Source organism: Streptomyces sp. NPDC044003 (assembly GCF_056435185.1).
This window is the reverse complement of the sequence record NZ_JBWKFA010000002.1, coordinates 56,209-81,506: the sequence shown is the minus strand read 5'-3', so window position 1 is coordinate 81,506 and position 25,298 is coordinate 56,209. Positions and strand designations below refer to the sequence as shown.

Genomic DNA, 25,298 nt, shown 5'->3' with positions numbered 1-25,298 from the left:
GGAACGACTCTCTCAGGACGCCGCCGCAGCGCGCGCAGGCACCCCGGTCGCCAGCCTGTCCTCCCCCTGGCAGCCCAGCTTCGCCGAGACGTCCCGCGCCGCCGCGTTGGCGAGGGTGATCAGGCGGGTGCGCTGCTCCAGGTCCGTGTCCGGGACGCCCGCCGGACCCCAGATGGTCGTCTCGACGACGATTTCGTGGGCGGGCGCCTTGAGGTGGCAGGAGAAGTAGACATTGCCCAGGCCGGAGGAAGTGAAGGCCTCGAGTCCCGAGGTATAGGAAGTCACCTTCTTGGCAAGCTTGGGGCTCAGATACGGGCCCTTCCCCACCGCGTTCACCTCGATCTTGAGGCTCTTCGGTCCGCCCTCGGCGGGCAGGAGGCCGCAGTACGTCACAGGCTGCGGCCGGTACGAGTCGGCCCACGGCGCGGCCGCGTCGTCACGCAGCTTGTCGAGGGCCTTCTCCGGCTTCGACAGGTTGTCCTCGAAACGGTCGCCGCCCAGGACGCCCTTGAGCGCCGCAGCCGTCGCCGCGTCCTTGGCGAAGCCGCCGCAGGCCTCGGCCGCCGTCAGGCCCTTCGGTTCCCCCGTGGATCCCCCGCCGCCGGAGCAGCCCGCGAGGAGGGCGGCCGCGGCGGCGGCCGTACCCAGTCGTGCCAGCGCAGACCGCATGTCAGTCCTTCTCGTACGGGTCGGGCAGCGAGTTGTCGCGGGCGTGCATGCGCGAGTCCCGGACGTACTTGACCAGCTCCTCGTCGAGGTAGTTCCGGTCCTTCTCGCTCCAGCCGGGGGCGTTCGCGTAGGCGATGCCGGGGCGGAGCGAGTTCTCCTTGCCCATGGCCAGCGCCTCGTCCGACAGGTCGTCCGACTTCTTCTTCAGCAGCTCGTCCTTCTCGTACTTCTCCGCCATGTCGTCGGCTTCCATGCCGATGACAGTCGTCACGGCGCCGCCCACGGTCTCGGCGGCCAGCGGTACCAGTACGCCACCGGCGCCGCCCGTCAGGACCGCGATGCCGCCCGCCGCCGCCGCGCCGACGCCGAACTTGACCCATTCGGTCGTCCTGCCGACGGCCTTCTTGTGCTCCTCGGAGTCCTTCTCGTAGTCCTTGTCGATCTGCGCCATCCGGGACTCGTCCAGGATGCCCTGCGCCTCCGACCCGACGCGCAGTGTGGTCCGCGCGTCGGTGAGGTCGCGGTCGTCGAAGGTGGAGCCGGGCTTGGGGCCGACCTGGTCGAGGACGCTCGTCGTGTACAGGGACTCGGCCGCCGAGAGCGTGGAGTGGCCGGTCTCGCTCTGCGACACGATGCCCATGAAGTTGACGGCGTCGCCGCGGTTCCAGAGGAGGCCGGTGTCGAACTCGGAGCCGAACCGGGACTTGCCGTCGGCGCCGTTGAAGCCGAACGGCGAGTTCTTCTTCTCCTCCATCGTGGTGTCGCTGTCCGTCTCCAGGGAGCGGTTCAGCTCGTCGATGTAGGCGGCGCCCATCTTGCCGAGGCTGTCGTCGATGCCCGGCTGCTTGTGCATGTACTTCGGGTCGTCGCCGTACCGCTCGACGACCTTCTGCATGACCTCGGCGTTCTCCTTGGTCCGTACGTCCTTGAGGCCCTCGGGGTCGGCGTCGTACGGGTGGCCGGTGGTCGCGGACTCCAGGGCGTGGCCGAGCGCGTTGTAACCGGGCTCCTTGGTCCGGTCCCCCTTGTCGTTCAACTCCTCGGGCCACTCACGGTCCTTGGTGAAGTAGTCGAACGGGTCGATCTTCTTGTCGTCCTTGGTGTTCTCGGGCGTGAGGTCGATGTCGCCGTTGAAGAAGTCCGTCGACGCCTTGGGGTTGTGCCCGAGCCCTTCCATGAAACCGATCATGGGGTCGTTGCCCAGGTCGCCGCCCATCCAGTTCAGGTGGCTCGGCCCGCCGGTGATCTGGTGCCAGGCCCGGTCGGCGGGCAGCGCGCCGTCGTGGGTCATCTTGCGCTCGGTGATGACGAGGCCGTTGCCGTAGTCCTTGAGGAACTTGTCGTCGTAGTCGCCGACGCGCATCAGGTTGCTCATGACCTGGAAGCCGTACGGGCTGGTGCCGCGCGTCTGGATCGGCTCGCTGCCGGCCTTGATGAGGTCGGCCTTCCACTGCTCCATCTCGGGGCTGGTGGAATGGGTCGCCGTGGCGAGCGTCAGACTCCAGTTCGTCTGGAGTTCCTTGAGCTTGTCGCGGTGGTCGACGCCGAGCCGCGAGCCGTCGCTCGGGTCGCCCATGTCGGCCCAGTACTCCATGCTGCCCTTCGGCCCGACCTCCAGGGCGAACTTCTCGGCGAAGTACGGGTCCTTCTGGTTGGCCTTGAAGAGGGCGTTGAGCTTGTCGATCTCCTCGGGGGTGGCGTCGTCGCCCTTCTTGTACAGCTCGTAGGCGGCGTGCGCGTCCTCGGCGTCCTGCGCCTTCGAGGCGGCCTTGAGGGAGTCGTAGTTCGTGCCGGAGAAGTTCATCTTGTCGCTGCCGACGAGTCCGCGCAGGGCGCGGGAGGCGACGTCGTCGGCGTTGTTGGCCCGGTCGACCGCAGCCTTGATCGCCGAACGCATCGCCTCGAAGTCGGCCTGCTCGGGCTTGGGACCGTCGTAGTCCTTGGCGCGGCGGTCGGGGTGGATCAGATAGCTGACGACTCCGTCCGGATCGATGCGGATGCCCTTGCCGGGGGCCTCCGCCACGAGCTTCTCCAGCTCGGTCTTGGCGGCCTGGAACTCGCTCTCCGCGTCCCGCAGGATGTTGCGGATACTGCTCGCCTCGGTGAGGGCGTCGCCGAACTCCTTGGCCGTCTTCCGGACGAACGCCTGGGTCACGCCGGCGTTCTCGCCCTTCCAGTCGGCCTTGTCGGCCTTGCCCTGGAGGCCGGTCTCCGCCTTCTCCTTGGTCTTCTCCAGCTTGGACACCGTCTCCGACCAGACGGTGACGGCCTCCTTGAGGCCACTGAGATGAGCGTGGAGGACCTGGTCGAACTTCAGCATCTTTTTCCCTCGTCAGCCGTGCGCGGTCGTCGTCGCCGTCACCGGCTTATGTGAAGTGCTTGTCGATCTCGGACATGGAGAAGTTCGTGACGAGCACTTCTTCATGGTTGGTGTGGCTGATGACCGTGTCCTCGAGGTGGTTGTGGATGTGCGCGCAGGCGCTGAGGAGCGCCTCGGCCTGGCCGCGCCAGGTGTCCCACATCGTCCACATCGCCGAACCGGTCAGGAACCCGTCGCCGTCGAGGCCCTTGGCGGCGGTGTCGGTCTGGGCGCCGGCGTGGAAGGCGTCGCGCTCGAACCAGTGGAAGAGCTCCTGGGCCTCGTTGCCGATGGCCTTGAGGTCGGCGGACGTCACCTTGTAGTCGCTGGCCCCGCCGCCGCCACCGCCACCGGGGTCCATGGGCACGCTGTTGAGCCTCATCGCCGCGGTCTCGCTGCGGACTTGGCTCCACTCCTCGTCGAACGACATCTACTTCCCCATGAGTGAGTTACGGACGGCCGACGGCAGGGGCGGGACTCAGCCCCGCCGCGACCGGAGTACGGGTACGGCGACGGCTCCCGCGATCAGCACGGCGGCACCGATCCCGAGGCCGATCCAGAGGCCGGTGTTGCCGCCGTCGTCCTTGGAGGCCTGCGCGGCGGGGGCGGGGGCGGTGGAGGACTCCGCGGGAGCCGGGTCGGCCGACGGCAGGTCGGTGGGCGTGGGAGTCGCGGTCGGCGCCTCGGTGAGGTCATCGATGGGCCGGACGTCGGCCGGACCCGGGTCACCGGGCGTCTTCAGCGTACGAAGGGGGCGGATCGCGCCGTAACCGATGAAGTCACTGCGCTTCTCACCGCCCTTGGGCTTGGCGACCGTGTTGAGCATGACCTTCAGGACCTGGTTGTTGGTCCAGTCGGGGTGCTTCGACCAGAGGAGCGCGGCGGCGGCGGAGGCGAGGGCGGTGGCGTCACTGGTACCGGTGGTCTTGCACATGCCGGTGCCACCGCCGCAGGCGTGCACGGTGTCCTTGCCGGGAGCGACGATGTCGACCTGATCGCCGTGCTGAGACGTCGGGATGTGCGTCAGCTTCTGGTCGACGGCTCCGACTCCGACGACTCCGGGCGTAGCGGCCGGGTATTCCGGCCTGTTGCCCTTGTCGCCGCTGTTTCCGACGGACGCGAAGACGAGCGCCCCCTTGTCCAGGGCGTACTTCACCGCGTCGGTGAGTTCCTGGGAGCCCGTTCCCGCTCCCAGGGAGATGTTGATGACCTTGGCACCGGCGTCGGCGGCGTACTTGATCGCCGGTGGAATGACGCGGTTGAAGTTCTTGTCGCCGTCCGCCATGCTGCCCTCGCCCGCGTCGAGCCCGGAGACCCGTACCGGAAGGATCTTGGCACCCGGCGCCAGGCCGAAGGCTCCGTTCCCTCCGTCCCGGTTGCCGGTTCCCGCGATCAGACCCGCCATGCCCGTTCCGTGCCCGGTGTAATCGGTGAACTGGTCGCCGGACTCGTCGGTCGCCAGGTCCTTGCCTTCCAGCACCTGACCGCGCAGGTCGGGGTTGCTCTTCTCCACGCCGGAGTCGATCACCGCGACGGTGACACCCTTACCGGTGCTCAGCTGCCAGATCTCCTCCGCGCCCATCGCATCCAAGTACCACTGCTGGGCACGGAAGTTCTCCGCGTGGGCGGGAACGGAAGCGATGCCCACCAGCAGCATCCCCAAGGCGGCCGAGGCGGTGACTCGGGCACGGCTCCGACGAATACTGCTGGTACGCATCTGCTTCCTCGCGCTGATCAGTCGATGACGGGCGGCGCCACGCGGCGGCCCTGCTGCCAGGTCTCCTCGTCCTCGACCAGGTAGTCGGGACGCTCTCCGTTCTGCTCCTCGCGCTCGCCCGGCTTCGCGGCGTTTCCGCGCACGAGGCCCGAGCCGCCGGCTGTGAAGGGCTTCCCGCCACCCGCGGCACCGGCGCGCTGCGCCTTGCCGCCGACGACTCCGCCGGTCTCGCCGGCGAGGCGACGACCGCCGGTGATGCCGTTCTGGCCGGACGCGCCGCCCATGGAACCGCCCATGCCGTGTGCGCCACCCATGCCGCGGCCCATGCCCGTCCGGTTCTGCCCGGTGGGCTCGTTGCCGATGACGGTGCTGCGCGGGATGCCGGTCTGCGGCCGGCCCGTGGTGCTGGGGACCTGACGCCCGCCGCTGATGCCCTCACGGGGCATGCCGGGTCCGTTACGCAGGCCGCCGGTGACCGGACCGCGGGGGTTGCCGGTGCCGCCGGTGACGGGCGAGGTGGGGCCGAGGGGCCCCGGACCGCCGCCCTTCGTGGTGAGCGGAGGCATGCCGGTGGTCGTCACGAACGGAGGCGTGCCGCCGTCCGGCTTGGTGAGCGGCGGCGGACCACCCGGGGTGTGCGTCGTCGGGCCGGTGGTGTCCGGCTTCGGCAGGGTCTCCACACTGTCGATGCCCAGGTCCACGGGCGCATCGGGCCGGACTTCGGGCTTGATGACGTGCGTCGGCCCGGTCGGGTCGCCCGTGGGCGGGACCGTGGGCGTGTCAGGCGTGGTCCGGGTGTCCGGCTGAGAGCGCGTGGTATGCGTCCCCGTGGTCGTATCCGTGCCGGTGGAGCGATCGCCGGTCTCCTGCGTGGAGCCGACGTAGGAGCCGCTGTCCCGGGCGTCGGGTGCTTTCGGTACGAACGACCCCGGCGGCGGTGGGAACGTGGGCGGCGTCTCGTTGTTCATCCGGAAGGTCGACCACTCGTAGGCGGACGAGAGGCGGTACATCTCGTCCGCCGCCGCCTGCCGGTTCGCCTCTTCCTTGGCCTTGATGGCCGCGGCGTCGTCGCTGGTCGCCATCGAGGCCCGCGCGTTGCGGGCGATGGTCTGCGAGTCGGGGTCGTTGTGGTACTTCAGCGCCGCGTCCAGGTTCTCCTTGGCGTCCGCCTGGGAGGTGTAGCGGGGCATGGCACTCTGCGCCGAAGCGATGGCGGAGGAGTTGTCCTCCATGCAGACGGACCCGCGCTCGGCGTAGTCCGAGAGATGCGTAGTCGAGTTGGCCACGTTGGTGGCCCACTCGACGAAGGCCTTCTCGGCCTCGCCTTCCCAGTCCATGTTCCTCATGCTGGCGCGCAGGTCACTGGCGATCGTGGCCAGCTGATCCGAGGCGGTCTTCAACCGCCGCGCCGCATCACCCACGTAGTAGCTGCTCGCCTCGTCCAGCCACACCAGCATCTGCTCATGCGTCATGCCGGCGAAGTTGGTTCCGCCGCCACCGCCGCCCTCTGCAGGCCTCATGTCTCGCCTCTTCCCCGTGTCCCCGAAATTCCGTCCGCGCCCGCCTACTTGAGGGAGTCGTCGCCCTCGGCACCCCGACTGCCTTCGCTCCCCGGTGCGCCGCGGCCCGCTTCCTTGTCAGCCCTGTCCTTGGCGTCCTGCGTCCGCTGATGGATCGCGATCATCTTGCGCTTGATGTCGTCGTCCATCTCCTCGAAGCCGTTCTTGGAGGCGACGACTGCGATACCAAGGCCTTCCAGGCAGTCGTTGAGCAGGCCGGAGAGCTGCACCAGCTTGCCGAGGACCTCGTCGTAGGCCGCGTAGGCGCCCTGAGCCTCCGCCCAAGCCCCACCGCCCCCGCCGAACTGAGTGCGGCTGACCGGGTCGCTCTTCAGCTTTCCGGCGCCTGCGTCAGAACCCTTGAGCTGGGTGATGAGATCGTCCACACCCTGCTTGAACTTCTGCATGGAGTCGGCGCTGTACTTCACGGCCTGCGTCCGCATCCCGGACGTCATGCCCTCCAACTCGGCTCGCATGCCCGCTCCTCCCCCGTGAACCCACCATGCCGTCAACGGCACAAGTCTAGAAGTTCACTGTAGTCAGGAACGACGACAGTCCGCACCTCCCGGTTGCACAAGCAACGGACATCACATGGTTACGAATTGGGCACGGCGACCGCCGCCTGCGGGCGGATCGGGAGGCGGTTGACCGGGCGGCCCGTCGCCGCGCGTACCGCTGAGGCCACTGCGGCCGGTGAGGTGACGACCGGGATCGCGCTCGCCGCCTTCGCGCCGAAGGGGGCCACCACATCGCGTTCCTCGACGAGTTTCACGATGCGAATGTCCGGGGCATCCAGGGATGTCGGGAGTGCGTACCCCGTGAAGTCGGGGTGCCGGACCAGACCGCGGGCCGTGCGGAGGTTCTCCGTGAGGGCCGCGCCGACGCCCTGGGTGATGCCCGCCTCGATGCGCGCGGCGAGCTGCGCGGGGTTCAGGATGCGGCCGACGTCCTGGGCGACGGCCATCTCCACCACGCGTACCGCGCCGAGTTCGATGTCCACGTCCACGACCGCGCGGATCGCGCAGAACGCGAGGCCCACGAACGCGTCGCCCTGCCCGGACTCGTCCAGCGGCTCGGTGGGGTGGGGGCGGCACTGGGCCGTGGCCCAGAGTTCCTTGCCGTCCATCGCCTCCGTGACCGTCGTCGACAGGACCCCGTCGTACGAGGTGATCTTGCCGTCCGTGATCTGAAGCAGCTCCGTCGACATGCCGAACTTGTGGGCCAGCGGCTGGAGCAGCTGCGTACGGACCATCTTCGCCGCGCGTTCCACCGCCCCGCCCGAGACCCAGGTGTGGCGGCCGTGGGCCGCCGGGCCCGCCGGCGGCTGGTCCGTGTCGACCGGGGCCACGTGCACCTCGTCGATGCCCAGGGTCTCCTGCACGATCTGGCGGGCGAGAGTCGAGAAGCCCGAACCCGTGTCCACGGCCGAGCAGATGACCGTCGCCACCCCGTCCATGACCCGCACGGTCGCCGTCGAGACCTCGTCGGTGCCCTCCGCACCCAGCATGTGCACCATGCCGAGCGCGTAGCCCACGCCCCGCCGCACCGCGCCGGGTTCACCCGCGCCCTCCGGGCCGCCGGGCAGCAGCCAGTCGCCCTCCGGGGTGTCCTTGGGGAGGGCGGGGAGAGGGAAGTCACGGACCGCGGCCAGGAGTTCGGCCACCGGCGCCGGGCACGTCACCGTCTGGCCGGTCGGCAGGATGTCGCCCGTCGCCATGACGTTCCGCATGCGCAGCTCGGCCGGGTCCACGCCCACCTTCGCCGCCAGCTTGTCCATCTGCGCCTCGTACGCCGCGCACACCTGCATCGCGCCCTCGCCCCGCACATGGCCGGACGGGGGGTTGTTCGTACGGACCGCCCAGCCCTCCACGAAGGCGTGCGGGACCACGTACGGGCCGCACGCGAAGGCCACCGCCGCCGCCAGGGACTCGGACGAGGAGTCGGCGTACGCGCCCGCGTCCAGCAGGATCTGCGCCTCCACCTTCACCAGCCGCCCCTCCGCGTCCGCGTGGTGGCGGTAGCGCAGCAGGGTGGGGTGGCGGTGGGCGTGGCCGAGGAAGGACTCCTCGCGCGTAGCGGTGAGCTTGACCGGGCATCCGGTGCGCAGCGCGAGCAGGCCCAGCGGGATCTGGAAGCCCGGGTCCTCGCGGTCGCCCGTCGCGCCCGGGACGCCCGTCACGACCAGCTTGACCTGCTCGGGCGGCAGCCCGAAGCAGGCGGCGGCCAGGTCGCGGTCGGTGTGCGGGTCGGTGGAGGCCGTGTAGAGCTCCACGCCGCCGTCGGGGCGCGGAACCGCGAGGCCCGCCTCCGCCCCGATCGGCGCCGGGTCCTGGCGGCCGATCCGGTACAAGCCCTCGACGACGACCTCGCCCGTCGCCTCGGGGTCGCCGAAGCGCAGCGGGATGTGCCGGATCAGGTTCCCGTCGGGGTGCAGCGCCTCCGCCTCGAACGCCTTCTCCGGGTCCGTCACCGGTTCGAGCACCTCGTACTCGACGGCGATCGCCGCAGTCGCGAGCCGCGCCGTGTCCGGGTGGTCGGCCGCGATCGCCGCGAGGGCCTCGCCGTGGTGCCGGACCAGCTCGGAGGCGAAGACGGGCCGGTCGGCGACCCTGCGCCCGTACGTCGCCGCGCCCGGCACGTCGGCGGCCGTCACCACGGCCCGTACGCCCGGCATGGCCTCCGCCGCCGTCGTGTCGATCGACACGATCCGGGCGTGCGGATGCGGCGAGCGGAGGATCGCGGCCCAGAGCAGCCCCTCGGCCCACAGGTCGGAGGCGTACGGGAAGGTGCCCTCGGTCTTCGCGCGCGCCTCGGCCTGCGGGAGCGAGGTGCCGAGGCCGTGCGCGGCCGGCTCCTGGCCGAGGCCCCCGGGGGTGTCCAGAGCCGTGGGAGCGGCGGTGGTCGCGTCGCTGCTCACGCCATGCCTCCGTCGTGCGGGTGGGGAATCTGGTGCGGGACACGGGCCTCGTCGGCGGCCTCGGGCTCGGCGGCCGCGGCGGCCGCCTCGCGCTCGGCGACGACGTCCCGGACGGCGTCGAGCACGCCCCGGTAGCCCGAGCAGCGGCAGAGGTTGCCGGCGAGGGCCTGGCGGGTCTCCAGCTCCGTGGGGGCGTGGTTGCCCTCCAGGAGGTCGTGCACGGTCATGCACATGCCGGGGATGCAGAAGCCGCACTGGACGGTGCCGCACTTGGCCATCGCCCGCTGCACGTCCGAGGGCTCGCCGTCGACCGCGAGGCCCTCGACCGTCCGCACCTCGCTCCCGGCGGCGGTCGCCGCGGGAACCAGGCAGGAGGCGACGAGACGGCCGTCGACCTGCACGTTGCACGCGCCGCACTCGCCCTGCGAGCAGCCGTCCTTGGCCCCGGCGAGGCCGAGGCGCTCCCGCAGGACGTAGAGCAGCGACTCGCCGATCCAGGAGCCGGTGACGGGCCGGTCGGTCCCGTTGACCCGCAGGGTGTACGAGGTGTGGGGGTGCTCGTCGCTGTCCGTGGACGTGGCCGTGGCAGTGGACGTGTCGACGGGCGGCAGCACGGGGGCGAGCGCCTCGGGAGCCTCCTCCCGTACGGCCTCGGGAGCCTCCTCCCGTACGACCTCCGACACGCGCTCCGGTACGGCCTCCGATACGGCCTCCGGCGCCTCCTCCGAGGCCTGTGAGGCCTGTGAGGCCTCAGCGGCCTCCACCGCCTCCTCCGCGACCGGCTCCCCCGGCAGCGCCCACGGCGCGGGCGCGCCGCCCGGCAGCGTCGCCGGAGCCTCGGTGTACGAGGCGGGCGAGGCGGGCGAGGCGGGCGAGGCGGGCGCCGAGGCGGCCTCCTCCGGCTCGGTCACGGCCACGGCCACGGCCTCGGCCGGGATCTGCCACTGCCCCGTGGCCCCCGGGTCGGCGGCCGGTGCCACCGCCTCCTCGAAGCGCCACTCGGCCGTCGCGTGCGGGTCCTGCTCGGTGTAGTCGAGGTGCTCGACGGCGTGCTCGACGTACGCCGGCGCCTGGAAGTGCTCGACGCCCTGGTACGAGGAGTCCTGCTCGACGCCCTCGAAGTACTGCGGCTGCTGCGCCTCCGTCGGGACGTGCACCGTCCACGAGCCCGTCGCCGACGGGTCCGTCGCCGCGGCCGGGGTGAGCGGCTGGAGCGGGGTGATCATCGGCGGTACGTAGCCGTGGCCGGGCGCCTCCAGGGGGACGCCGTCCAGCATGAAGTCGGGCGGCAGCTGGACGAAGGCGGTCGCGTCGCCGTCGTAGCCCTCGCTCTGCGGGAGCGGCTCCCAGCCGCCCGTCTGACCCGTGTGCTCGTCGCTCATGCCAGTGCCCTCCCCAGTGCCCGTCGGGCGAGTGCGGCGACCGTGCGCCGCAGGTGCAGTACGGCCGGGGGCAACTGTTCGTCGCCCGGCGGATCCGGGATGCAGGCGGCGGCGACGTACTCGCCGAACGCCGCGAGCGCCTCCGGGGCGAGCCCCCGGTCGTTGTCCCAGTCCACGAGCGAGGCGATCCAGCGCTCGGCCTCCAGGGGCCGCAGCGGCATGGGTGCGACGGCGCCGACCGCGCAGCGGACGCCCCGCCGGGCCGGGTCGAGGACGACGGCGACGGAGGCGGTGGCGCGGGCCGGGCCGGTGCGGCCGGTGGCCTTGAGGAAGACCTGGGGGGCGTGGAGCAGCGGGACGCGGACGAAGCCGACGAGCTCACCGGGGGCGAGCAGGTCACGGCCCGCGAGGAGGTGGGAGACGGGGATCTCGCGGGTGCCGAGCGGGCCGAGGACGACGAGGTCGGCCTCCAGGGCGGCGAGGACGGGCAGCGAGTCGCCGGTGGGCGCGGCGGTGACGATGTTGCCGCCGAGGGTGCCGGCGTTGCGGATCTGGGGCGGCCCGGCCGCGCGGGAGGCGGCGGCGAGGGCCGGGATGAGGGCGGCGAAGTCGGGGCGGCCCATCCGGGCGTGGGTGAGGCCGGCGCCGAGGAGGGCGTGGCCGTCCTGGTACTGCCAGCCGCGGATCTCGTTGATGCGGCTCAGGCCGACGAGTCCTGCGGGGCGGAGCTGGCCTTTGTTGACGGCGGCCATGAGGTCGGTGCCACCGGCCACGGGAACGGCGGCCGGCATGGCCGTGAGCGCTGCCACGGCCTCGTCGAGCGAGGCGGGCAGCGTCACGGACTGCGCCGCCCGTGATGCCGTCTGTGGTGCGTGCGTGGTCAACCCGCTGCCCCTTCCCGGTGTCCCGGTGGTCCCCGACTGTGCCCGGCCGTCGCGCCTGCGAGCGGGCGGTACGACGCGCCTGCGTGTGGGCGTACCGTACGTGCTCACAGGCCGGACGTGGCAACTCTGGCACATCTTCCGAGGAGTCCGGCGCGAGGGTCCGCGAAGGACTGTTCCGTCCGGGACACCCCGGGTGCGACGGTAACTTCCGTTTCGCCGCTTGTGGGTGACCGGGTGACGTCGGGTCTCTCACACGTTCGGGGGCGTGCCCTCCAGGGGTCGGCCGGCCACCCCGGGGCGCTGCTGCCAGGGGTGGGGTCCGGTGGGCGGGCGGTAGTCGACGCCGAGGGCGTCCAGGCGCCGGTAGTGGGTGTGCATGCGGCGCTCGAAGCCGGCGTGGTCGCGCGCCTCCGGCGCGGGGAGCGTGGACCAGGCGACCTCGGCGAAGGCGGCGAGGCGCGGGAAGACCTGGTAGTCGACGCGGGAGCGGTTCTCCATGACCTCGGTCCAGACGTTGGCCTGGGTTCCCAGGATGTGGGCCGCGGCCTCGGGTGTGAGGCCCGGCGGGACGGGCTCGAAGCGGTAGACGTCCGCCAGGGTGCGGACGTATCCGATGGGCATCGGTTCGGTGTCGCCGGGTGCCTGGCGGTGGTCCAGGTAGACGTGCTGTTCGGGGCACATGACGACGTCGTGGCCGGCCTCGGCGGCGGCGATCCCGCCCGCGTAGCCCCGCCAGGACGAGACGGCCGCCCCTTCGGCGAGGCCGCCCTCCAGGATCTCGTCCCAGCCGATGAGGCGGCGGCCGCGGGCGGCGAGCCAGCGGTCGAAGTGGCGGATGAACCAGGACTGGAGCTCGTCCTCGTCGGCGAGTCCGAGTTCCTTGATGCGGGCCTGGGCGGCCGGGGAGGCCTTCCACTGGTCCTTGGGGCACTCGTCGCCGCCGACGTGGACGAAGGTGGACGGGAAGAGGTCGAGGACCTCCTCGAAGACGCCCTCGTAGAAGCGGAGGACGGCCTCGGTCGGGGCGAGGACGTTGGGGTTGACGCCCCAGGTGTCCCAGACGGTGAGGGCGGCGGTGTCGACGACGTCGGTGTTGCCGAGCTCGGGGTGGGCGGCGATGGCGGCCTGCGCGTGGCCGGGGAGGTCGATCTCGGGGACGACGGTGATGTGCCGCTCGGCGGCGTACGCGACGATCTCGCGGATGTCGTCCTGGGTGTAGAAGCCGCCGTAGGGGGTCTCGGTCCAGAGCGGCGAGGCCCGGTGCCCCCACTTGGTGCGGGCACGCCAGGCGCCGACCTCGGTGAGCCTGGGGTGGCGCTTGATCTCGATGCGCCAGCCCTGGTCGTCGGTGAGGTGGAAGTGGAAGACGTTCAGCTTGTGGGCGGCGAGCAGGTCGAGGTACCGCAGGACGTCGTCCTTGGGCGTGAAGTGCCGGGAGACGTCGAGCAGGAGGCCGCGCCAGCCGAAGCGGGGTGAGTCCTCGATCGTCACGTACGGGAGGCTCCAGGCTCCGTCGTTCCGTACGGGCGCCTTGCGGTACGCGTCGGGGCCGAGGAGCTGGCGGAGGGTCTGGACGCCCCAGAAGACCCCGGCGGGGCCGCCGCCCTCGACGGCGACGGCGGTGTCCGGGCCGCCGACGGCCAGGTGGTAGCCCTCGGGGCGGTCGGTGTCCTCCCTGATCCGCAGCCGGATCGCGTGCGGGCCGGTGCCGTCGGGGAGCGCGAGGCCGGTGGCGGCGCCGAGCGCGGACCGCAGCCAGCGCGCGGTGGACCCGGTGCCGGGTCCGGCGTCGAGCGTGGTCCGCTCGTCGAGGGACACGGACCCGGGAGCCCGGCGCTCGACGGTCAGCGGTGCCGGGATGAGGTCGTGGTCGGTGGTCATCGCGTCAGTCCTTCACCGCCCCGCCGAGGCCCGAGACCAGGCGGCGCTGTACGAGTACGAAGAAGACGAGCACCGGGATCGTCATCACGGTCGACCCGGCCATGATTCCTCCCCAGTCGTTCTCGTCGGGCTTGAAGAAGACGAGCAGCGCCATGGGGAGGGTCGACTGCGAGGTGTCGCTGATGAGGAAGGACTTCGCGAAGAGGAAGTCGTTCCAGGTCGAGATGAACGAGAAGACGCTCGTCGCCACGAGCCCGGGGAGGACCAGCGGGAAGAGGATCTGCCACAGGAAGCGGGTGCGGCTCGCGCCGTCGATCCGGGCCTGTTCCTCCAGCGCCTCGGGGACGGCCTTCACGAAGCCGCGCAGCATCCAGATCGCGAACGGCAGGGAGAAGGCGAGGTGCGGCAGGATCAGCGAGCCGAGGGTGTTGAGCAGGCCGGCGTCCCGCATGAGGAAGAACAGCGGGATGGTCAGCGCCTCGACCGGCACCATCTGGGCGACGAGGAACAGGACGAGCAGGGTCGTCCGGAACCGGAAGCGGAATCTGGTGACGGCCGTCGCCGCGAGGAAGGCGATGAGGGCCGAGGCGAGGACGACCGTGCCCGCGACGATCAGCGAGTTGACGAAGTACCGGCCGAACTCCTGCTGCTCGAAGACGCGCCGGAAGGAGTCGAGGGACGGGGAGAGCGTCCACGGGCGGGGGTGCGCGGACTGGATCTCGCCCGCCGGCTTGAGGGCCGAGAGGACCATCCAGTACAGCGGGAAGGCGACGGCGGCCGCGACGAGGAGGGTGACGGCCTCCGCCGCGAGGCGCCCGGGACGCCGTATCCGTACGGAGCTCACAGTTCTTCTCCCTGGCGTCGCAGCAGGCGCAGGTAGACCAGCGTCACGGCCAGCAGGAGCAGCAGCATGACGACGCCGATCGCCGAGCCCAGGCTGTACTGGGACGAGGCGAAGGCCTTCTGTTGACATCCTCCGCCCTTGAAAAGGGCAGGGTCCCTTCTCAGGCCGCGTGCGGCCTGGTGGGTGGTTGACGCTTCGCAGACCGGGTGTCCCCGAGGTCTCCACGTCCTGACACCGCCTGCCCGGCGGCGTGATCGATGTTGCGCCCCGCGTTGGTGTCCGCGTTGTCTTCGAACCCGCAGTCGGGGTTCTTGCACACGAAGCGGGCCTGGGTCTCCCGGTTGCCGGGGGTGACGAGGCCGCAGGCGGAGCAGCGCCTTGAGGTGTTGGGGGCGGGGACCCTGACCATGATGCCGCCGCGGTCGGCGGTCTTGTACTCCAGCAGGGTCACCGTGCGGCCCCACGCCTCGGCGGCGATCGCCCGGTTCAGTCCGGCCTTCTGGCGGACGTTCCTCCCGGGGGCTTCCACCGTCCCTCTGGCGGACTTGACCATGTGGGTGATGGCCAGGTCTTCCACCCCGATGCGCGAGAACGTCTCGGCGATGTCGGTGGTGGTCTTGTGCTGCCAGTCCACCGCTCGGCGCTTGGCTGTTGCGCGGAGCTGGGCGATCTGGTCATACGTACGCGTCAGGCGACGCGAGTTCTTCTCGCCGGGCCTACGGGTCCGGCGCCTGCGGTCCTTGGTCTTCTCCAGTCGGCGCAGCCGTTCCGCCTCACCCTTGGTGAGCCAGGGGCCGTGTTCGCGGAAGGTGCCGTCGGACAGGGCGAGCGGCTTGGTGATACCCCGATCGATACCCACGGTCGGCCCAGCGCGTGGAGCCGGTTCGGGCACCTCGGTCTGGACGCGGAAGACGACATGCCAGCCGTCCGCTTCCTTCACCAGCCGGGCCCCCGTGACCCGGTTGCCCTTGTCGGCGCGCTTACCGACCGGGAGGCCCTTCGTCCAGCGGAAGCGGACGTGCCCGATCTTCGGCGCCCACATACGCCCCCACCGTCGGTTCAGCCTGACGATCTGAAGATCGCGGCTCTGAGGGATGTCGATGGCCATGCGCGAGCGGAAACGGCCCTTGAAGCCCGGGGCCTTGGCACGGCGGTCCCAGCAGTTGCGCCACGCCTGGAAGTACGTCTTCAGCACGGCCTGGGCCGCCTGAGCGGGCAGGACACCGAGCCAGGGAAGATCCTTGCGGCCCTGCCGGATCGCCTCATCCGCAGTGGCGAGGCTCCGCTTGCCCTCGGGGAGCATCGTCCACCAGTCATGCACGAGGTTCCACAACGCGCGGGCCGCATGCCCCTGCTCCTCAGCCGCCCGCGCCTGAGCGGGGGTGAGACAGAGCCGGGCCCTGTGACCACACTGACGCTTCAACACCCCTCCCCATCCTGCCCGTTGCCCAGCGCCGACGAGGCAACAGCCCGGAACACCCCGATCACCGACAACCACGACGCTATACGGTCGCCTCGGACACCGAGCTTCGATGACAGGACTCCTCGCATACTGGACACAATTCGTACGTTCACGCGACTTCCTGTCGTGAGTTCCGACGCCGAGTGATCACCGACGCTCCCCGGCCCGCGCCCTCCGTGCGGCCTCACTGTTGATTGCGGACGTGCACCAAGAGCCGTTTGCGGTGGCGAGTTCGGCCTGGGTCTTGGGGGCGGTGAGGCCGAGCTCCCGGAACACGTCGGTGCGGTAGTAGAGGGCACGGACGCCGACGATGAGCGGGGCGCCGTAGACCTCTCCGCCGACGGTGACGGACTGTCTGGCGGTGGGGTCGGTGTCCTTGGCCTCGTCCCAGGCGGTGAACTCGGTGCTGATGTCGGCGAGTCCGCCGTCCTCGACGTAGCCGGCGGTGTCGGTGTTGCCGTACTCGATGAGGTCGGGGGCGGACTCGGGGTCGTTGAAGGCGGCCTTGACGCGCTGGGCGCGGGTCTCGACGGGGATGTACTCGACCTCGACCTTCGCGCCCGCGTGGCTCTTCTCGAAGGCGGCGACGGCCTGTCCGACGACGTGTTCCTTGGGCTTGTTGCTCACCTCCTGGAAGAGCCAGACGCGCAGGGTCCCGCTCTTCTCGTCGGCCGGGGCGAGGAGGCGGGCGGGCTTCCCGGCGGACTTGACGGACTCAACGGATGTGACGGAGTCGACGGACTTCATGGGTTTCATGGGCTTCACGGGCTTCACGGCGGATCCCCTCCGGATGCAGGCGTTGCATCATGCGCAATGAGCGTTTCGTGCTGCACAACACGCGTGAGGTTAGGCGCGCCCCGGGCGGGCCGACAAGAGGTCTCGACCACCTCGACCACTTCGTGACCGGCGAGAGCAGCCCGTGCAACGCGAAGCGGCCCCCGTCGCACGTACCGGAGTACGCGCGACGGGGGCCGCGAAGGGCTTGCCCCGACGTCAGGACGGCACGACTACTTGTCCTTGCCGCCCTTGTCCTTGTCGCCGCCTGCGCCCATGGAGTCGTAGATCTCCTTGCACATCGGACAGACCGGGTACTTCTTGGGGTCGCGCCCCGGTACCCAGACCTTTCCGCACAGCGCCACGACGGGCGTGCCGTCGAGGGCGCTCGCCATGATCTTGTCCTTCTGGACGTAGTGGGCGTAGCGCTCGTGGTCGCCGTCACCGTGGGACACCTGCGGCGTCGGCTCGACGAGGGTTCCCGTACCTGCCCCGCGCTCGGGCTCGAGAGTGCTCATAACCGCCAAGGGTACTGAAAGCCGTGGCCCTCAGTTGAGGGACGGGTCGTCCGGGTACGTCGCGATCATCGCGAGCTCGCCGCGCTGCCGCCGCAGCACCTGCCGCCAGAGCGTCTCGGGGCGCGGCGAGGAGACGTCACCGGGCTCCGACTCGACCACGTACCAGGCTCCGTCGCCGAGCTCGGACTCCAGCTGGCCGGGGCCCCAGCCCGCGTAGCCGGCGAAGATCCGCAGCGAGCCGAGCGCCGGTCCGAGCAGCTCGGGCGGGGTCTCCAGGTCGACCAGGCCGATCGCGCCGTACACCCGCCGCCAGCCGAGGGGGCCCTCGTCGCCGGGGATGACGGCGACACCGAGGGCCGCGTCGAGCGAGACGGGGCCGCCCTGGAAGACGACGCCCGGTTCGCCGGCGAGGGCGGCCCAGGGGGCGAGGATGTCGCCGACGGTGACCGGCGTGGGCCGGTTGAGGACGACGCCGAGGGAGCCCTCGTCGTCGTGGTCGAGCAGCAGGACCACCGCGCGGTCGAAATTCGGGTCCGCCAGCGCGGGGGTGGCCACGAGCAGCCGTCCTGTGAGCGAGGACACCTCGGTCATGCGACACATGATCCCGCATCTTCGGCGTTCGCGGGGGGTTGTCGGCCGGGATGGCGGGAAGGCGGGGACCACCGCAGTTCAGGACGGACGGGACGGCGGTGCCGGGCCGCCCCTCGGGGACAAGCGGACGGTGACGCTCCGCAAGATCATGGAAACAGAGGGTGTTGTGCCGAATTCATTACATCTGACAGGCCCCATGAGGCACCCGATCGGGGTCTCATGGACCCTTACCCTTTTCTCTGGCCACCCGTCGGACCCACTTTCGGAACGCGAGATTCATGACCGGCACAGACGATGTCCTGCTTGTCCACGGCGGCACCCCGCTGGAGGGCGAGATCCGCGTCCGCGGCGCGAAGAACCTCGTGCCCAAGGCGATGGTCGCCGCCCTGCTCGGCAGCGGCCCCAGCCGCCTGCGCAACGTTCCCGACATCCGTGACGTCCGCGTGGTCCGCGGGCTGCTCCAGCTGCACGGAGTGACGGTCCGCCCGGGCGAGGAGCCCGGCGAGCTCGTCCTCGACCCGACGCACGTCGAGTCCGCGAACGTCGCTGACATCGATGCCCACGCCGGTTCGTCGCGCATCCCGATCCTCTTCTGCGGCCCGCTGCTGCACCGCCTCGGCCACGCCTTCATCCCGGGCCTGGGCGGCTGCGACATCGGCGGCCGGCCCATCGACTTCCACTTCGACGTGCTCCGCCAGTTCGGCGCGACCATCGAGAAGCGCGCCGACGGGCAGTACCTGGAGGCCCCGCAGCGTCTTCGCGGTTGCAAGATCCGCCTGCCGTACCCCTCGGTCGGCTCGACCGAGCAGGTGCTGCTCACCGCCGTCCTCGCCGAGGGCGTCACCGAGCTGTCGAACGCGGCCGTGGAGCCCGAGATCGAGGACCTGATCTGCGTCCTGCAGAAAATGGGCGCGATCATCTCCATGGACACCGACCGGACCATCCGGATCACCGGTGTCGACCGCCTCGACGGCTACACCCACCGGGCGCTCCCGGACCGCCTGGAGGCGGCCTCCTGGGCGTCCGCGGCGCTGGCGACCGAGGGCAACATCTACGTGCGCGGCGCCCAGCAGCGCTCGATGATGACCTTCCTCAACACGTACCGGAAGGTCGGCGGCGCCTTCGAGATCGACGACGAGGGCATCCGCTTCTGGCACCCGGGCGGCTCGCTCAACGCGATCCACCTGGAGACGGACGTGCACCCCGGCTTCCAGACGGACTGGCAGCAGCCGCTGGTCGTGGCCCTGACGCAGGCCTCCGGCCTCTCCATCGTCCACGAGACGGTGTACGAGTCCCGGCTCGGCTTCACCTCCGCGCTGAACCAGATGGGCGCCCACATCCAGCTGTACCGGGAGTGCCTGGGCGGCTCCGACTGCCGCTTCGGCCAGCGGAACTTCCTGCACTCGGCGGTCGTGTCGGGACCGACCCGGCTCCAGGGCGCCGACCTGGTCATCCCCGACCTGCGCGGCGGCTTCTCGTACCTCATCGCCGCGCTCGCGGCCCAGGGCACGAGCCGGGTCCACGGCATCGACCTGATCAACCGCGGCTACGAGAACTTCATGGAGAAGCTCGTGGAGCTCGGCGCGAAGGTCGAGCTGCCGGGCAGCGCGCTGGTCTGACGCGGCACTCACGGGGCCCCGACCGGGGCCCCGTAAGGCGCCACGGGCCCCCACGGGCCCGTACACGCACGAACGAAAGGGCGGCCACCCCCTGACAGGGTGGCCGCCCTTTCGGCGCCTCTAGGCAGCCTTACTTGCCCTTGGCGGCTTCCTTGAGCTTCGAGCCCGCGGAGACCTTCACGCTGTAGCCGGCCGGGATGTCGATCGGGTCGCCGGTCTGCGGGTTACGAGCGGTGCGAGCGGCACGGTGGGTGCGCTCGAAGGTCAGGAAGCCGGGGATGGTGACCTTCTCGTCACCCTTGGCGACGACCTCACCGACGGTCTCGGCGAGAGCGGCCAGCACGGCGTCGGCGTCCTTGCGGGTCACCTCGGCGCGGTCGGCCAGGGCGGCCACCAGCTCACTGCGGTTCATGTTGTTACTCCCGTGTTCTTCTTGCCTGTGAGGCGTGCCACGCGGCGGAAGCCGCGCGATTGGGTACAGCGAAGCCGATGCTGCCAGGGCCCTCGGACAGTCCCCGGACCCGGGTCAAACGACAGACCCTCGCGCCCAAACACGCATCCTGCCCCCACCAGCGGCGGGAACGCCAATCCGGCACCCCCGCGGGTCACACGAAAAGCGCCCGAGCCCCGTGGTGGTGACGTTCTGTCGACGCCGCGAAAACCGCGCGGAGCCGAAAAGCCACCCTAAAGGCGGGTTTACGGCTCCGCGAATCGCGACGCGCCGTCAGCGCCCGCCCGGCGCCGTGCCCGAGCCCGCGGCCTTCGCCGCGTTCCGGACGGCTCCGGCGACCGCGCCGGCGACCTTGTCGTTGAAGACGGACGGGATGATGTAGTTCGGGTTGAGCTCGTCCTCGGTGACCACGTCGGCGAGGGCGGTGGCCGCCGCCAGCATCATCTCCGTGTTGACCGTACGGGACTGCGCGTCGAGCAGACCGCGGAAGACGCCCGGGAAGACGAGCACGTTGTTGATCTGGTTCGGGAAGTCCGAGCGGCCGGTGGCGACCACGGCGGCGGTCTGCCGCGCGGCGGCCGGGTCGACCTCCGGGTCGGGGTTCGCGAGCGCGAACACGATGGCGCCCTCGGCCATGGCGGCGACGTCCTCCGCGCCGAGCAGGTTCGGGGCCGAGACGCCGATGAACACGTCCGCGCCGACGACGGCCTGCTTGAGGGTGCCGGTGACGCCCTCGGGGTTGGTGTTGTCGGCGATCCAGCGCAGCGGAGTGCCGGGCGCGGCATCCACGAGGTCCTCGCGGCCCGCGTGCACGACGCCGTGGATGTCGGCGACGACGGCGTGCTTCACGCCCGCCGCGATCAGCAGCTTGAGGATGGCCGTACCGGCGGCGCCGGCACCGGACATGACGACCCGTACGTCGCCGATGCCCTTGCCGACCACGCGCAGCGCGTTGGTGAGGGCGGCGAGGACGACGATGGCGGTGCCGTGCTGGTCGTCGTGGAAGACGGGGATGTCGAGGGCCTCGCGCAGCCGGGCCTCGATCTCGAAGCAGCGGGGCGCGGAGATGTCCTCCAGGTTGATGCCCGCGAAGCCGGGGGCGATCGCCTTGACGATCGCGACGATCTCGTCGGTGTCCTGGGTGTCGAGGCAGATCGGCCAGGCGTCGATGCCGGCGAAGCGCTTGAAGAGGGCGGCCTTGCCCTCCATGACGGGCAGCGAGGCCATCGGGCCGATGTTGCCGAGGCCGAGGACGGCGGAGCCGTCGGTGACGACCGCGACGGAGTTGCGCTTGATGGTGAGGCGGCGGGCGTCCTCGGGGTTCTCGGCGATCGCCATGCACACCCGGGCGACGCCCGGGGTGTAGATCATGGAGAGGTCGTCACGGTTGCGGATGGGGTGCTTCGACGCCATCTCGATCTTGCCGCCGAGGTGCATCAGGAACGTACGGTCGGAGACCTTGCCGAGCACGACGCCCTCGATGGTGCGCAGCTGCTCGACGATCTCGTCGGCGTGCGCGGTCGAGGTCGCCGCGATGGTGACGTCGATGCGGAGCTTCTCGTGGCCGGAGGCGGTCACGTCGAGGCCGGTGACGGATCCGCCGTGGGACTCCACCGCCGTGGTGAGCTGGGAGACCGCGGTTCCGCTCGCGGGAACCTCCAGCCGGACCGTCATCGAGTACGAGACGCTGGGCGCCGTTGCCATGGCCGAGTTCCTCTGCTTTCCCTGAGCTTCGTTGCTACGCCGCCCCGGCTGGTTGCCTGGCGGCGCCCTCCGATGGTCGCACCTACCTGCCGGTAGCAGGTAATACGGTCATTTTGTTTTCGGAAAGTAGTTTCCACCATACGAGAAGTCGCTGCGAAACAGAAGAGGCCCCCGTCACCCGGAGGTGACAGGGGCCTCAACTTTGTACGTACATCTAAGTGGCACCGACCCGCCATGCTCGCCTCGCGGCAAGTGGTCCCTCTGAGGGACGAAGGTTGGGCCCGGGGGCTTGGATCGAGCCGGTGCCACGACAAGGCTAACAAACCACCCTGCTTGGTGATTCCAGCGCCACAGGTTGACCTGAAATCGGCGCCTCACCCCCGGTGGGACCGGTCCCGCGGCGCCCGCCCGACCGGTCCCTCAGCCCGGTGGGATCAGTCCCGCAGCAGGTCCGGGACCCCCGCCTCGTCCGGCATGTCCCGGTCGCCCGCGAGCACCGTGAGCGCCTGCGTGGACCGGGTGAGGGCCACGTACAACACCCGCAGGCCGGCCGGGGACTCGTCCGCGATCTCGGCGGGCGAGACGACCACCGTCGCGTCGTACTCGAGGCCCTTCGCCTCCAGGGAGCCGAGGGCGACCACCCGGTCGCCGAGCCCGGCGAGCCAGCGCGCGGCCTCGTCCCGCCGGTTCATGGCGACGACGACACCGACGGTTCCGTCCACCTGGGTGAGGAGCCGCTCCGCTTCCAAACGTACGGTTTCGGCCAGATCGCTCTTCGCCGGGACCGATACGAAGCGGGGCTCGACGCCCGTGGAGCGGACCGCGCGCGGCGACTCCTTGCCCGGCATGGCGAGCGCGAGGACCTTGGCGGCGAGCTCGGCGATCTCCGCCGGGTTCCGGTAGTTCACGGTGAGCTCGAAGCGGCGCCGCGGCCGGGAGCCGAGGGCCTCGTCGCGGGACTCCGCGGCCTCGTCCGGGTCCGACCAGGAGGACTGCGCCGGATCGCCGACGACCGTCCAGGTGGCGTGCCGGCCGCGCCGCCCGACCATCCGCCACTGCATGGGCGTCAGGTCCTGGGCCTCGTCGACGATCACGTGCGCGTACTCGGTGCGCTCCGCGGCGAGCCGCTCGGCCCGCTCCCGCTGGGTCTCCTCCCGTACGGGCATCAGCTCCTCCAGGCCCGTGAGCTGGTCCAGCGGGTCGTACTCCCGCTTCTTGCGGGGCCTGGCCGGGGCGCCGAGCAGGGTGTTCAGCTCGTCGAGGAGGGCGACGTCGTGGACGGAGAGCTCCCGGCGGCGCAGCGAGCGCGCGAGCCGCCGCACCTCGCCCGGGTTGAGGATCCGGCGGGCCCAGCGGCCGAGCCGCCGCTCGTCGGCCATCGCGTCGAGGACCTGACGGGGGGTGAGCTCGGGCCACCAGGCGTCGAGGAAGCCGAGGAAGGAGTCCTCGGTGGACACGTCCTCGTCGAAGGAGGAACGCAGCTCGGCGGCGAGCTCGGGGTCGCTGTGCCGGCCGGCGGCGCCGGACCTGGCGTAGAGCGCGTCGAGGAGGAGCCGCCGGGCACGGGGCCGGAGCAGGTTGACGGGGGCGGTGCCGCCGAGGACGTTGTGGCGGATGCGCCGCAGCTCGTCGGCTTCGAGTTCGAGCCGCCGCCCGAAGGCGACGACGCGCAGGAGCTGCGGGGCCTCCGGGCTCTCCAGGGCGCCCCGGGCGGCCTTCCGCAGCACGTGCACCATGCGGGAGGAGCCCTTGACGCGGGCGACGGCGGGGTCGTCGTACGCGGTGGCCTCGGCGCCGTCGACGAGCGAGCCGACGGCGCGGATGGCGACCTGGCCCTCCTCGCCGAGCGAAGGAAGCACACCCTCGGTGTACGAGACGAGGAGCGGGGTCGGGGAGACGATGAGGATGCCGCCCGCGTACCGCCGCCGGTCCTGGTAGAGCAGGTAGGCGGCGCGGTGCAGGGCGACGGCCGTCTTCCCGGTGCCCGGCCCGCCCTCGACGTACGTCACGGAGGCGGCGGGCGCGCGGATGACGAGGTCCTGCTCGGCCTGGATGCTGGACACGATGTCCCGCATGGTGTGGCTGCGGGCCTGGCCGAGGGCGGCCATCAGGGCGCCGTCGCCGATCACGGGCAGCTCGCGGCCGTCGAGGGTGGCGCGGAGCTCGGGGCGCATGAGGTCGTCCTCGACGCCGAGGACCTGGCGGCCCTTGGAGCGGATGACGCGACGGCGCACGACGCGGCCGGGGTCGACGGGGGTGGACCGGTAGAAGGGCGCGGCGGCGGGCGCCCGCCAGTCGATGACGAGCGGGGCGTAGTCGGAGTCGAGGACGCCGATCCGGCCGATGTGGAGGGTCTCGCCGATGTCGGCGGTGTTGTCGGGGCGTACGGCGTCCTCGGCGGGCTCGACGGAGGTGTAGGCGCCGTCGGGGCCCTTCTTGCCGTCCTTCCCGTACAGAAGGTCGATCCGGCCGAAGAGGAAGTCCTCGAACTCGTTGTTGAGCCGGTTGAGGTGGATGCCGGCCCGGAAGACCTGGGCGTCCCGCTCGGCGAGGGCGCCGGGCGTGCCGACCTGGCCCCGCTGGGCGGCGTCGTTCATCAGGAACTCCGCCTCGTGGATCTTCTCCTCCAGTCGGCGGTAGACCTGATCCAGATGTTCCTGCTCGACACCGATCTCACGGTCTCTGACCGTGTCCACGGCTTCCTGCGCGGCCACCTAAGGCCCCCTTCTCACGTGCACTGGGCAGCCGTCGAGCGTACGCCACAGGGGGGCCTGATGTCAGGCGAGGTGCGCCTGCCCTGGGCTACCCGTCGTACTTCTCCTCCGTCGAGGGGTCGAGCGCGAGCCGGTAGCCGCGCTTCACCACCGTCTGGATCAGCTTCGGCGTGCCGAGGGCCGTGCGGAGGCGGGCCATCGCCGTCTCCACGGCGTGTTCGTCGCGCCCCGCGCCGGGCAGCGCCCGGAGCAGGTCGGCCCGGGAGACGACCCAGCCGGGGCGGCGGGCGAGGAGGCCCAGGAGGGCCATCCCGGCGGGCGGGACGGGCCGCAGGGCGCCGTCGACGAGGACCGCGTGCCCGCGGACCTCGACACGGTGGCCGGCGACCGGCAGGACCCGCGCGCGCCCGGGGAGCTCCCGGCAGAGGAGCTGGACGAGCGGCCCGAGCCGGAAGCGCTCGGGCTGGTACGTGTCGATGCCCTCCGCCTGGAGCGGCAGCGCCGTCACGGGCCCGACGCACACCGCGAGGACGTCGTGCCGGAGCGCGGCGACGAGTTCGTCCCGTACGCCCCGCTCCGCCGCCCGGGAGAACAGCGACGCGGCGGCCGGCGCACTGGTGAAGGTCACGGCGTCGAGCCCGCGTGCGAGGGTCGCGTCGAGGAGCCGGTCGAGCGGCCCGATGTCCTCGGGCGGCATCCAGCGGTAGACGGGGACGCCCACGACCTCCGCCCCGCCGGCGGTGAGCGCCTCCACGAAGCCCGGCAGCGGCTCCCCGTGCAGCTGGAGTGCGATCCGGCGACCGGCCACGCCCTCCGTGAGGAGCCGGTCGAGGACCTCGGCCATGGACTCCGAGGAGGGCGACCAGGACTCGGTGAGTCCGGCGGCCCGTACGGCTCCCTTGACCTTCGGCCCGCGGGCCAGGAGCTCGACCTCCCGCAGGACGCCGAGGAGCTCCTCCCCGTACCCCCAGCCCTCCGCGGCCTCGATCCAGCCCCGGAAGCCGATCGCCGTGGTGGCGACGACGACGTCCGGGGCGTGGCCGATGAGTTCCTTGGTGGCGGCGAGGAGTTCGGTGTCGTCGGCGAGCGGGACGATCCGCAGGGCGGGGCCGTGGACGACGGCCGCGCCGCGCCGGCGCAGCAGCGCGATCAGCTCGTCGGCGCGGCGTGCCGCGGTGACGCCGACGGTGAAGCCGGCGAGGGGGCCGTGTTCTTGCTCGTCCATGGGTCCAGAGCCTGACGGGGACGCGTGA

At 71.2% G+C, this 25,298-nt stretch carries 19 protein-coding genes and 2 pseudogenes; 1 reads left to right on the top strand and 20 read right to left on the bottom strand.

All coding sequences use genetic code 11. From position 1 onward, the window contains the following. Window positions 1–12 precede the first annotated feature (12 nt). The 16 genes and pseudogenes from AC07AW_RS07005 to AC07AW_RS06930 all read right to left on the bottom strand — a co-directional run bounded on the left by AC07AW_RS07005 (window position 13) and on the right by AC07AW_RS06930 (window position 17,557). On the bottom strand, window positions 13–669 hold the full coding sequence (locus AC07AW_RS07005) for a hypothetical protein (protein WP_478814453.1): 657 nt from the start codon (window positions 667–669) through the stop codon (window positions 13–15). A 1-nt stretch (window position 670) separates the two neighbouring features. Continuing rightward, the gene (locus AC07AW_RS07000; RefSeq protein WP_478814452.1) at window positions 671–2,989 is read right to left on the bottom strand and encodes a hypothetical protein; all 2,319 of its coding nucleotides are present in this window, start codon (window positions 2,987–2,989) and stop codon (window positions 671–673) included. A gap of 46 nt (window positions 2,990–3,035) precedes the next feature. Then, the gene (locus tag AC07AW_RS06995) at window positions 3,036–3,458 is read right to left on the bottom strand and encodes a hypothetical protein (protein WP_478814451.1); all 423 of its coding nucleotides are present in this window, start codon (window positions 3,456–3,458) and stop codon (window positions 3,036–3,038) included. 48 nt (window positions 3,459–3,506) lie between these two features. Then, on the bottom strand, window positions 3,507–4,685 hold the full coding sequence (gene mycP, locus AC07AW_RS06990; protein ID WP_478815297.1) for a type VII secretion-associated serine protease mycosin: 1,179 nt from the start codon (window positions 4,683–4,685) through the stop codon (window positions 3,507–3,509). A gap of 77 nt (window positions 4,686–4,762) precedes the next feature. Beyond that, window positions 4,763–6,265 carry a WXG100 family type VII secretion target gene (locus AC07AW_RS06985; RefSeq protein ID WP_478814450.1) on the bottom strand — a complete coding sequence of 501 codons (1,503 nt, stop codon included), beginning with the start codon at window positions 6,263–6,265 and terminating at the stop codon, window positions 4,763–4,765. Window positions 6,266–6,309: 44 nt separating this feature from the next. Then, a complete protein-coding gene (locus AC07AW_RS06980) occupies window positions 6,310–6,780 on the bottom strand; it encodes a hypothetical protein (protein WP_478814449.1) in 471 nt (156 codons plus the stop codon). 119 nt (window positions 6,781–6,899) lie between these two features. Then, entirely contained in the window at window positions 6,900–9,221 is a 2,322-nt protein-coding gene (locus AC07AW_RS06975; protein WP_478814448.1) for a xanthine dehydrogenase family protein molybdopterin-binding subunit, read from the bottom strand. Further along, window positions 9,218–10,603: a (2Fe-2S)-binding protein gene (locus AC07AW_RS06970; RefSeq protein WP_478814447.1), complete on the bottom strand. Its 1,386-nt coding sequence runs from the start codon at window positions 10,601–10,603 to the stop codon at window positions 9,218–9,220. The genes AC07AW_RS06975 and AC07AW_RS06970 overlap by 4 nt, the downstream gene beginning before the upstream one ends. Then, complete coding sequence (locus tag AC07AW_RS06965) at window positions 10,600–11,487, bottom strand: FAD binding domain-containing protein (protein WP_478814446.1); 888 nt, start codon at window positions 11,485–11,487, stop codon at window positions 10,600–10,602. Before AC07AW_RS06965 ends, AC07AW_RS06970 begins: the two co-directional genes overlap by 4 nt. Window positions 11,488–11,736: 249 nt before the next feature. Continuing rightward, window positions 11,737–13,368, bottom strand: a complete 1,632-nt coding sequence (locus tag AC07AW_RS06960; RefSeq protein ID WP_478814445.1) for a beta-N-acetylhexosaminidase — start codon at window positions 13,366–13,368, stop codon at window positions 11,737–11,739. A gap of 4 nt (window positions 13,369–13,372) precedes the next feature. Then, a complete protein-coding gene (locus AC07AW_RS06955) occupies window positions 13,373–14,212 on the bottom strand; it encodes a carbohydrate ABC transporter permease (RefSeq protein ID WP_478814444.1) in 840 nt (279 codons plus the stop codon). Next, window positions 14,209–14,334, bottom strand: a pseudogene (locus tag AC07AW_RS06950) (sugar ABC transporter permease); the annotation flags it as partial. The gene AC07AW_RS06955 and the pseudogene AC07AW_RS06950, both read right to left, overlap by 4 nt. A gap of 38 nt (window positions 14,335–14,372) precedes the next feature. Beyond that, on the bottom strand, window positions 14,373–15,635 hold the full coding sequence (locus tag AC07AW_RS06945; RefSeq protein ID WP_478815296.1) for an RNA-guided endonuclease InsQ/TnpB family protein: 1,263 nt from the start codon (window positions 15,633–15,635) through the stop codon (window positions 14,373–14,375). 267 nt (window positions 15,636–15,902) lie between these two features. Then, a pseudogene (locus AC07AW_RS06940) lies at window positions 15,903–16,421 on the bottom strand (extracellular solute-binding protein); the annotation flags it as partial. A 260-nt stretch (window positions 16,422–16,681) separates the two neighbouring features. Then, window positions 16,682–16,966 (bottom strand): DUF3039 domain-containing protein, encoded by a 285-nt coding sequence (locus tag AC07AW_RS06935; protein WP_056558193.1) that lies wholly within the window; start codon window positions 16,964–16,966, stop codon window positions 16,682–16,684. 30 nt (window positions 16,967–16,996) lie between these two features. Continuing rightward, on the bottom strand, window positions 16,997–17,557 hold the full coding sequence (locus AC07AW_RS06930) for a YqgE/AlgH family protein (RefSeq protein WP_369144515.1): 561 nt from the start codon (window positions 17,555–17,557) through the stop codon (window positions 16,997–16,999). 278 nt (window positions 17,558–17,835) lie between these two features. Here AC07AW_RS06930 and murA point away from each other — a divergent pair, with 278 nt between their 5' ends. Continuing rightward, window positions 17,836–19,176 carry a UDP-N-acetylglucosamine 1-carboxyvinyltransferase gene (gene murA, locus AC07AW_RS06925; RefSeq protein ID WP_351191071.1) on the top strand — a complete coding sequence of 447 codons (1,341 nt, stop codon included), beginning with the start codon at window positions 17,836–17,838 and terminating at the stop codon, window positions 19,174–19,176. A 130-nt stretch (window positions 19,177–19,306) separates the two neighbouring features. Here the strand turns inward: murA and AC07AW_RS06920 are convergent, their stop codons facing one another. The 4 genes from AC07AW_RS06920 to AC07AW_RS06905 form a co-directional block, all read right to left on the bottom strand. After that, window positions 19,307–19,588: an HU family DNA-binding protein gene (locus AC07AW_RS06920; RefSeq protein ID WP_015033921.1), complete on the bottom strand. Its 282-nt coding sequence runs from the start codon at window positions 19,586–19,588 to the stop codon at window positions 19,307–19,309. A gap of 312 nt (window positions 19,589–19,900) precedes the next feature. Beyond that, the gene (locus AC07AW_RS06915; protein WP_478814443.1) at window positions 19,901–21,331 is read right to left on the bottom strand and encodes an NAD-dependent malic enzyme; all 1,431 of its coding nucleotides are present in this window, start codon (window positions 21,329–21,331) and stop codon (window positions 19,901–19,903) included. Window positions 21,332–21,765: 434 nt separating this feature from the next. Beyond that, window positions 21,766–24,045, bottom strand: coding sequence for a HelD family protein (locus tag AC07AW_RS06910; RefSeq protein WP_478814442.1), 2,280 nt, complete (start codon window positions 24,043–24,045; stop codon window positions 21,766–21,768). 88 nt (window positions 24,046–24,133) lie between these two features. Further along, entirely contained in the window at window positions 24,134–25,270 is a 1,137-nt protein-coding gene (locus AC07AW_RS06905; protein WP_478814441.1) for a uroporphyrinogen-III synthase, read from the bottom strand. Window positions 25,271–25,298: the final 28 nt, after the last annotated feature.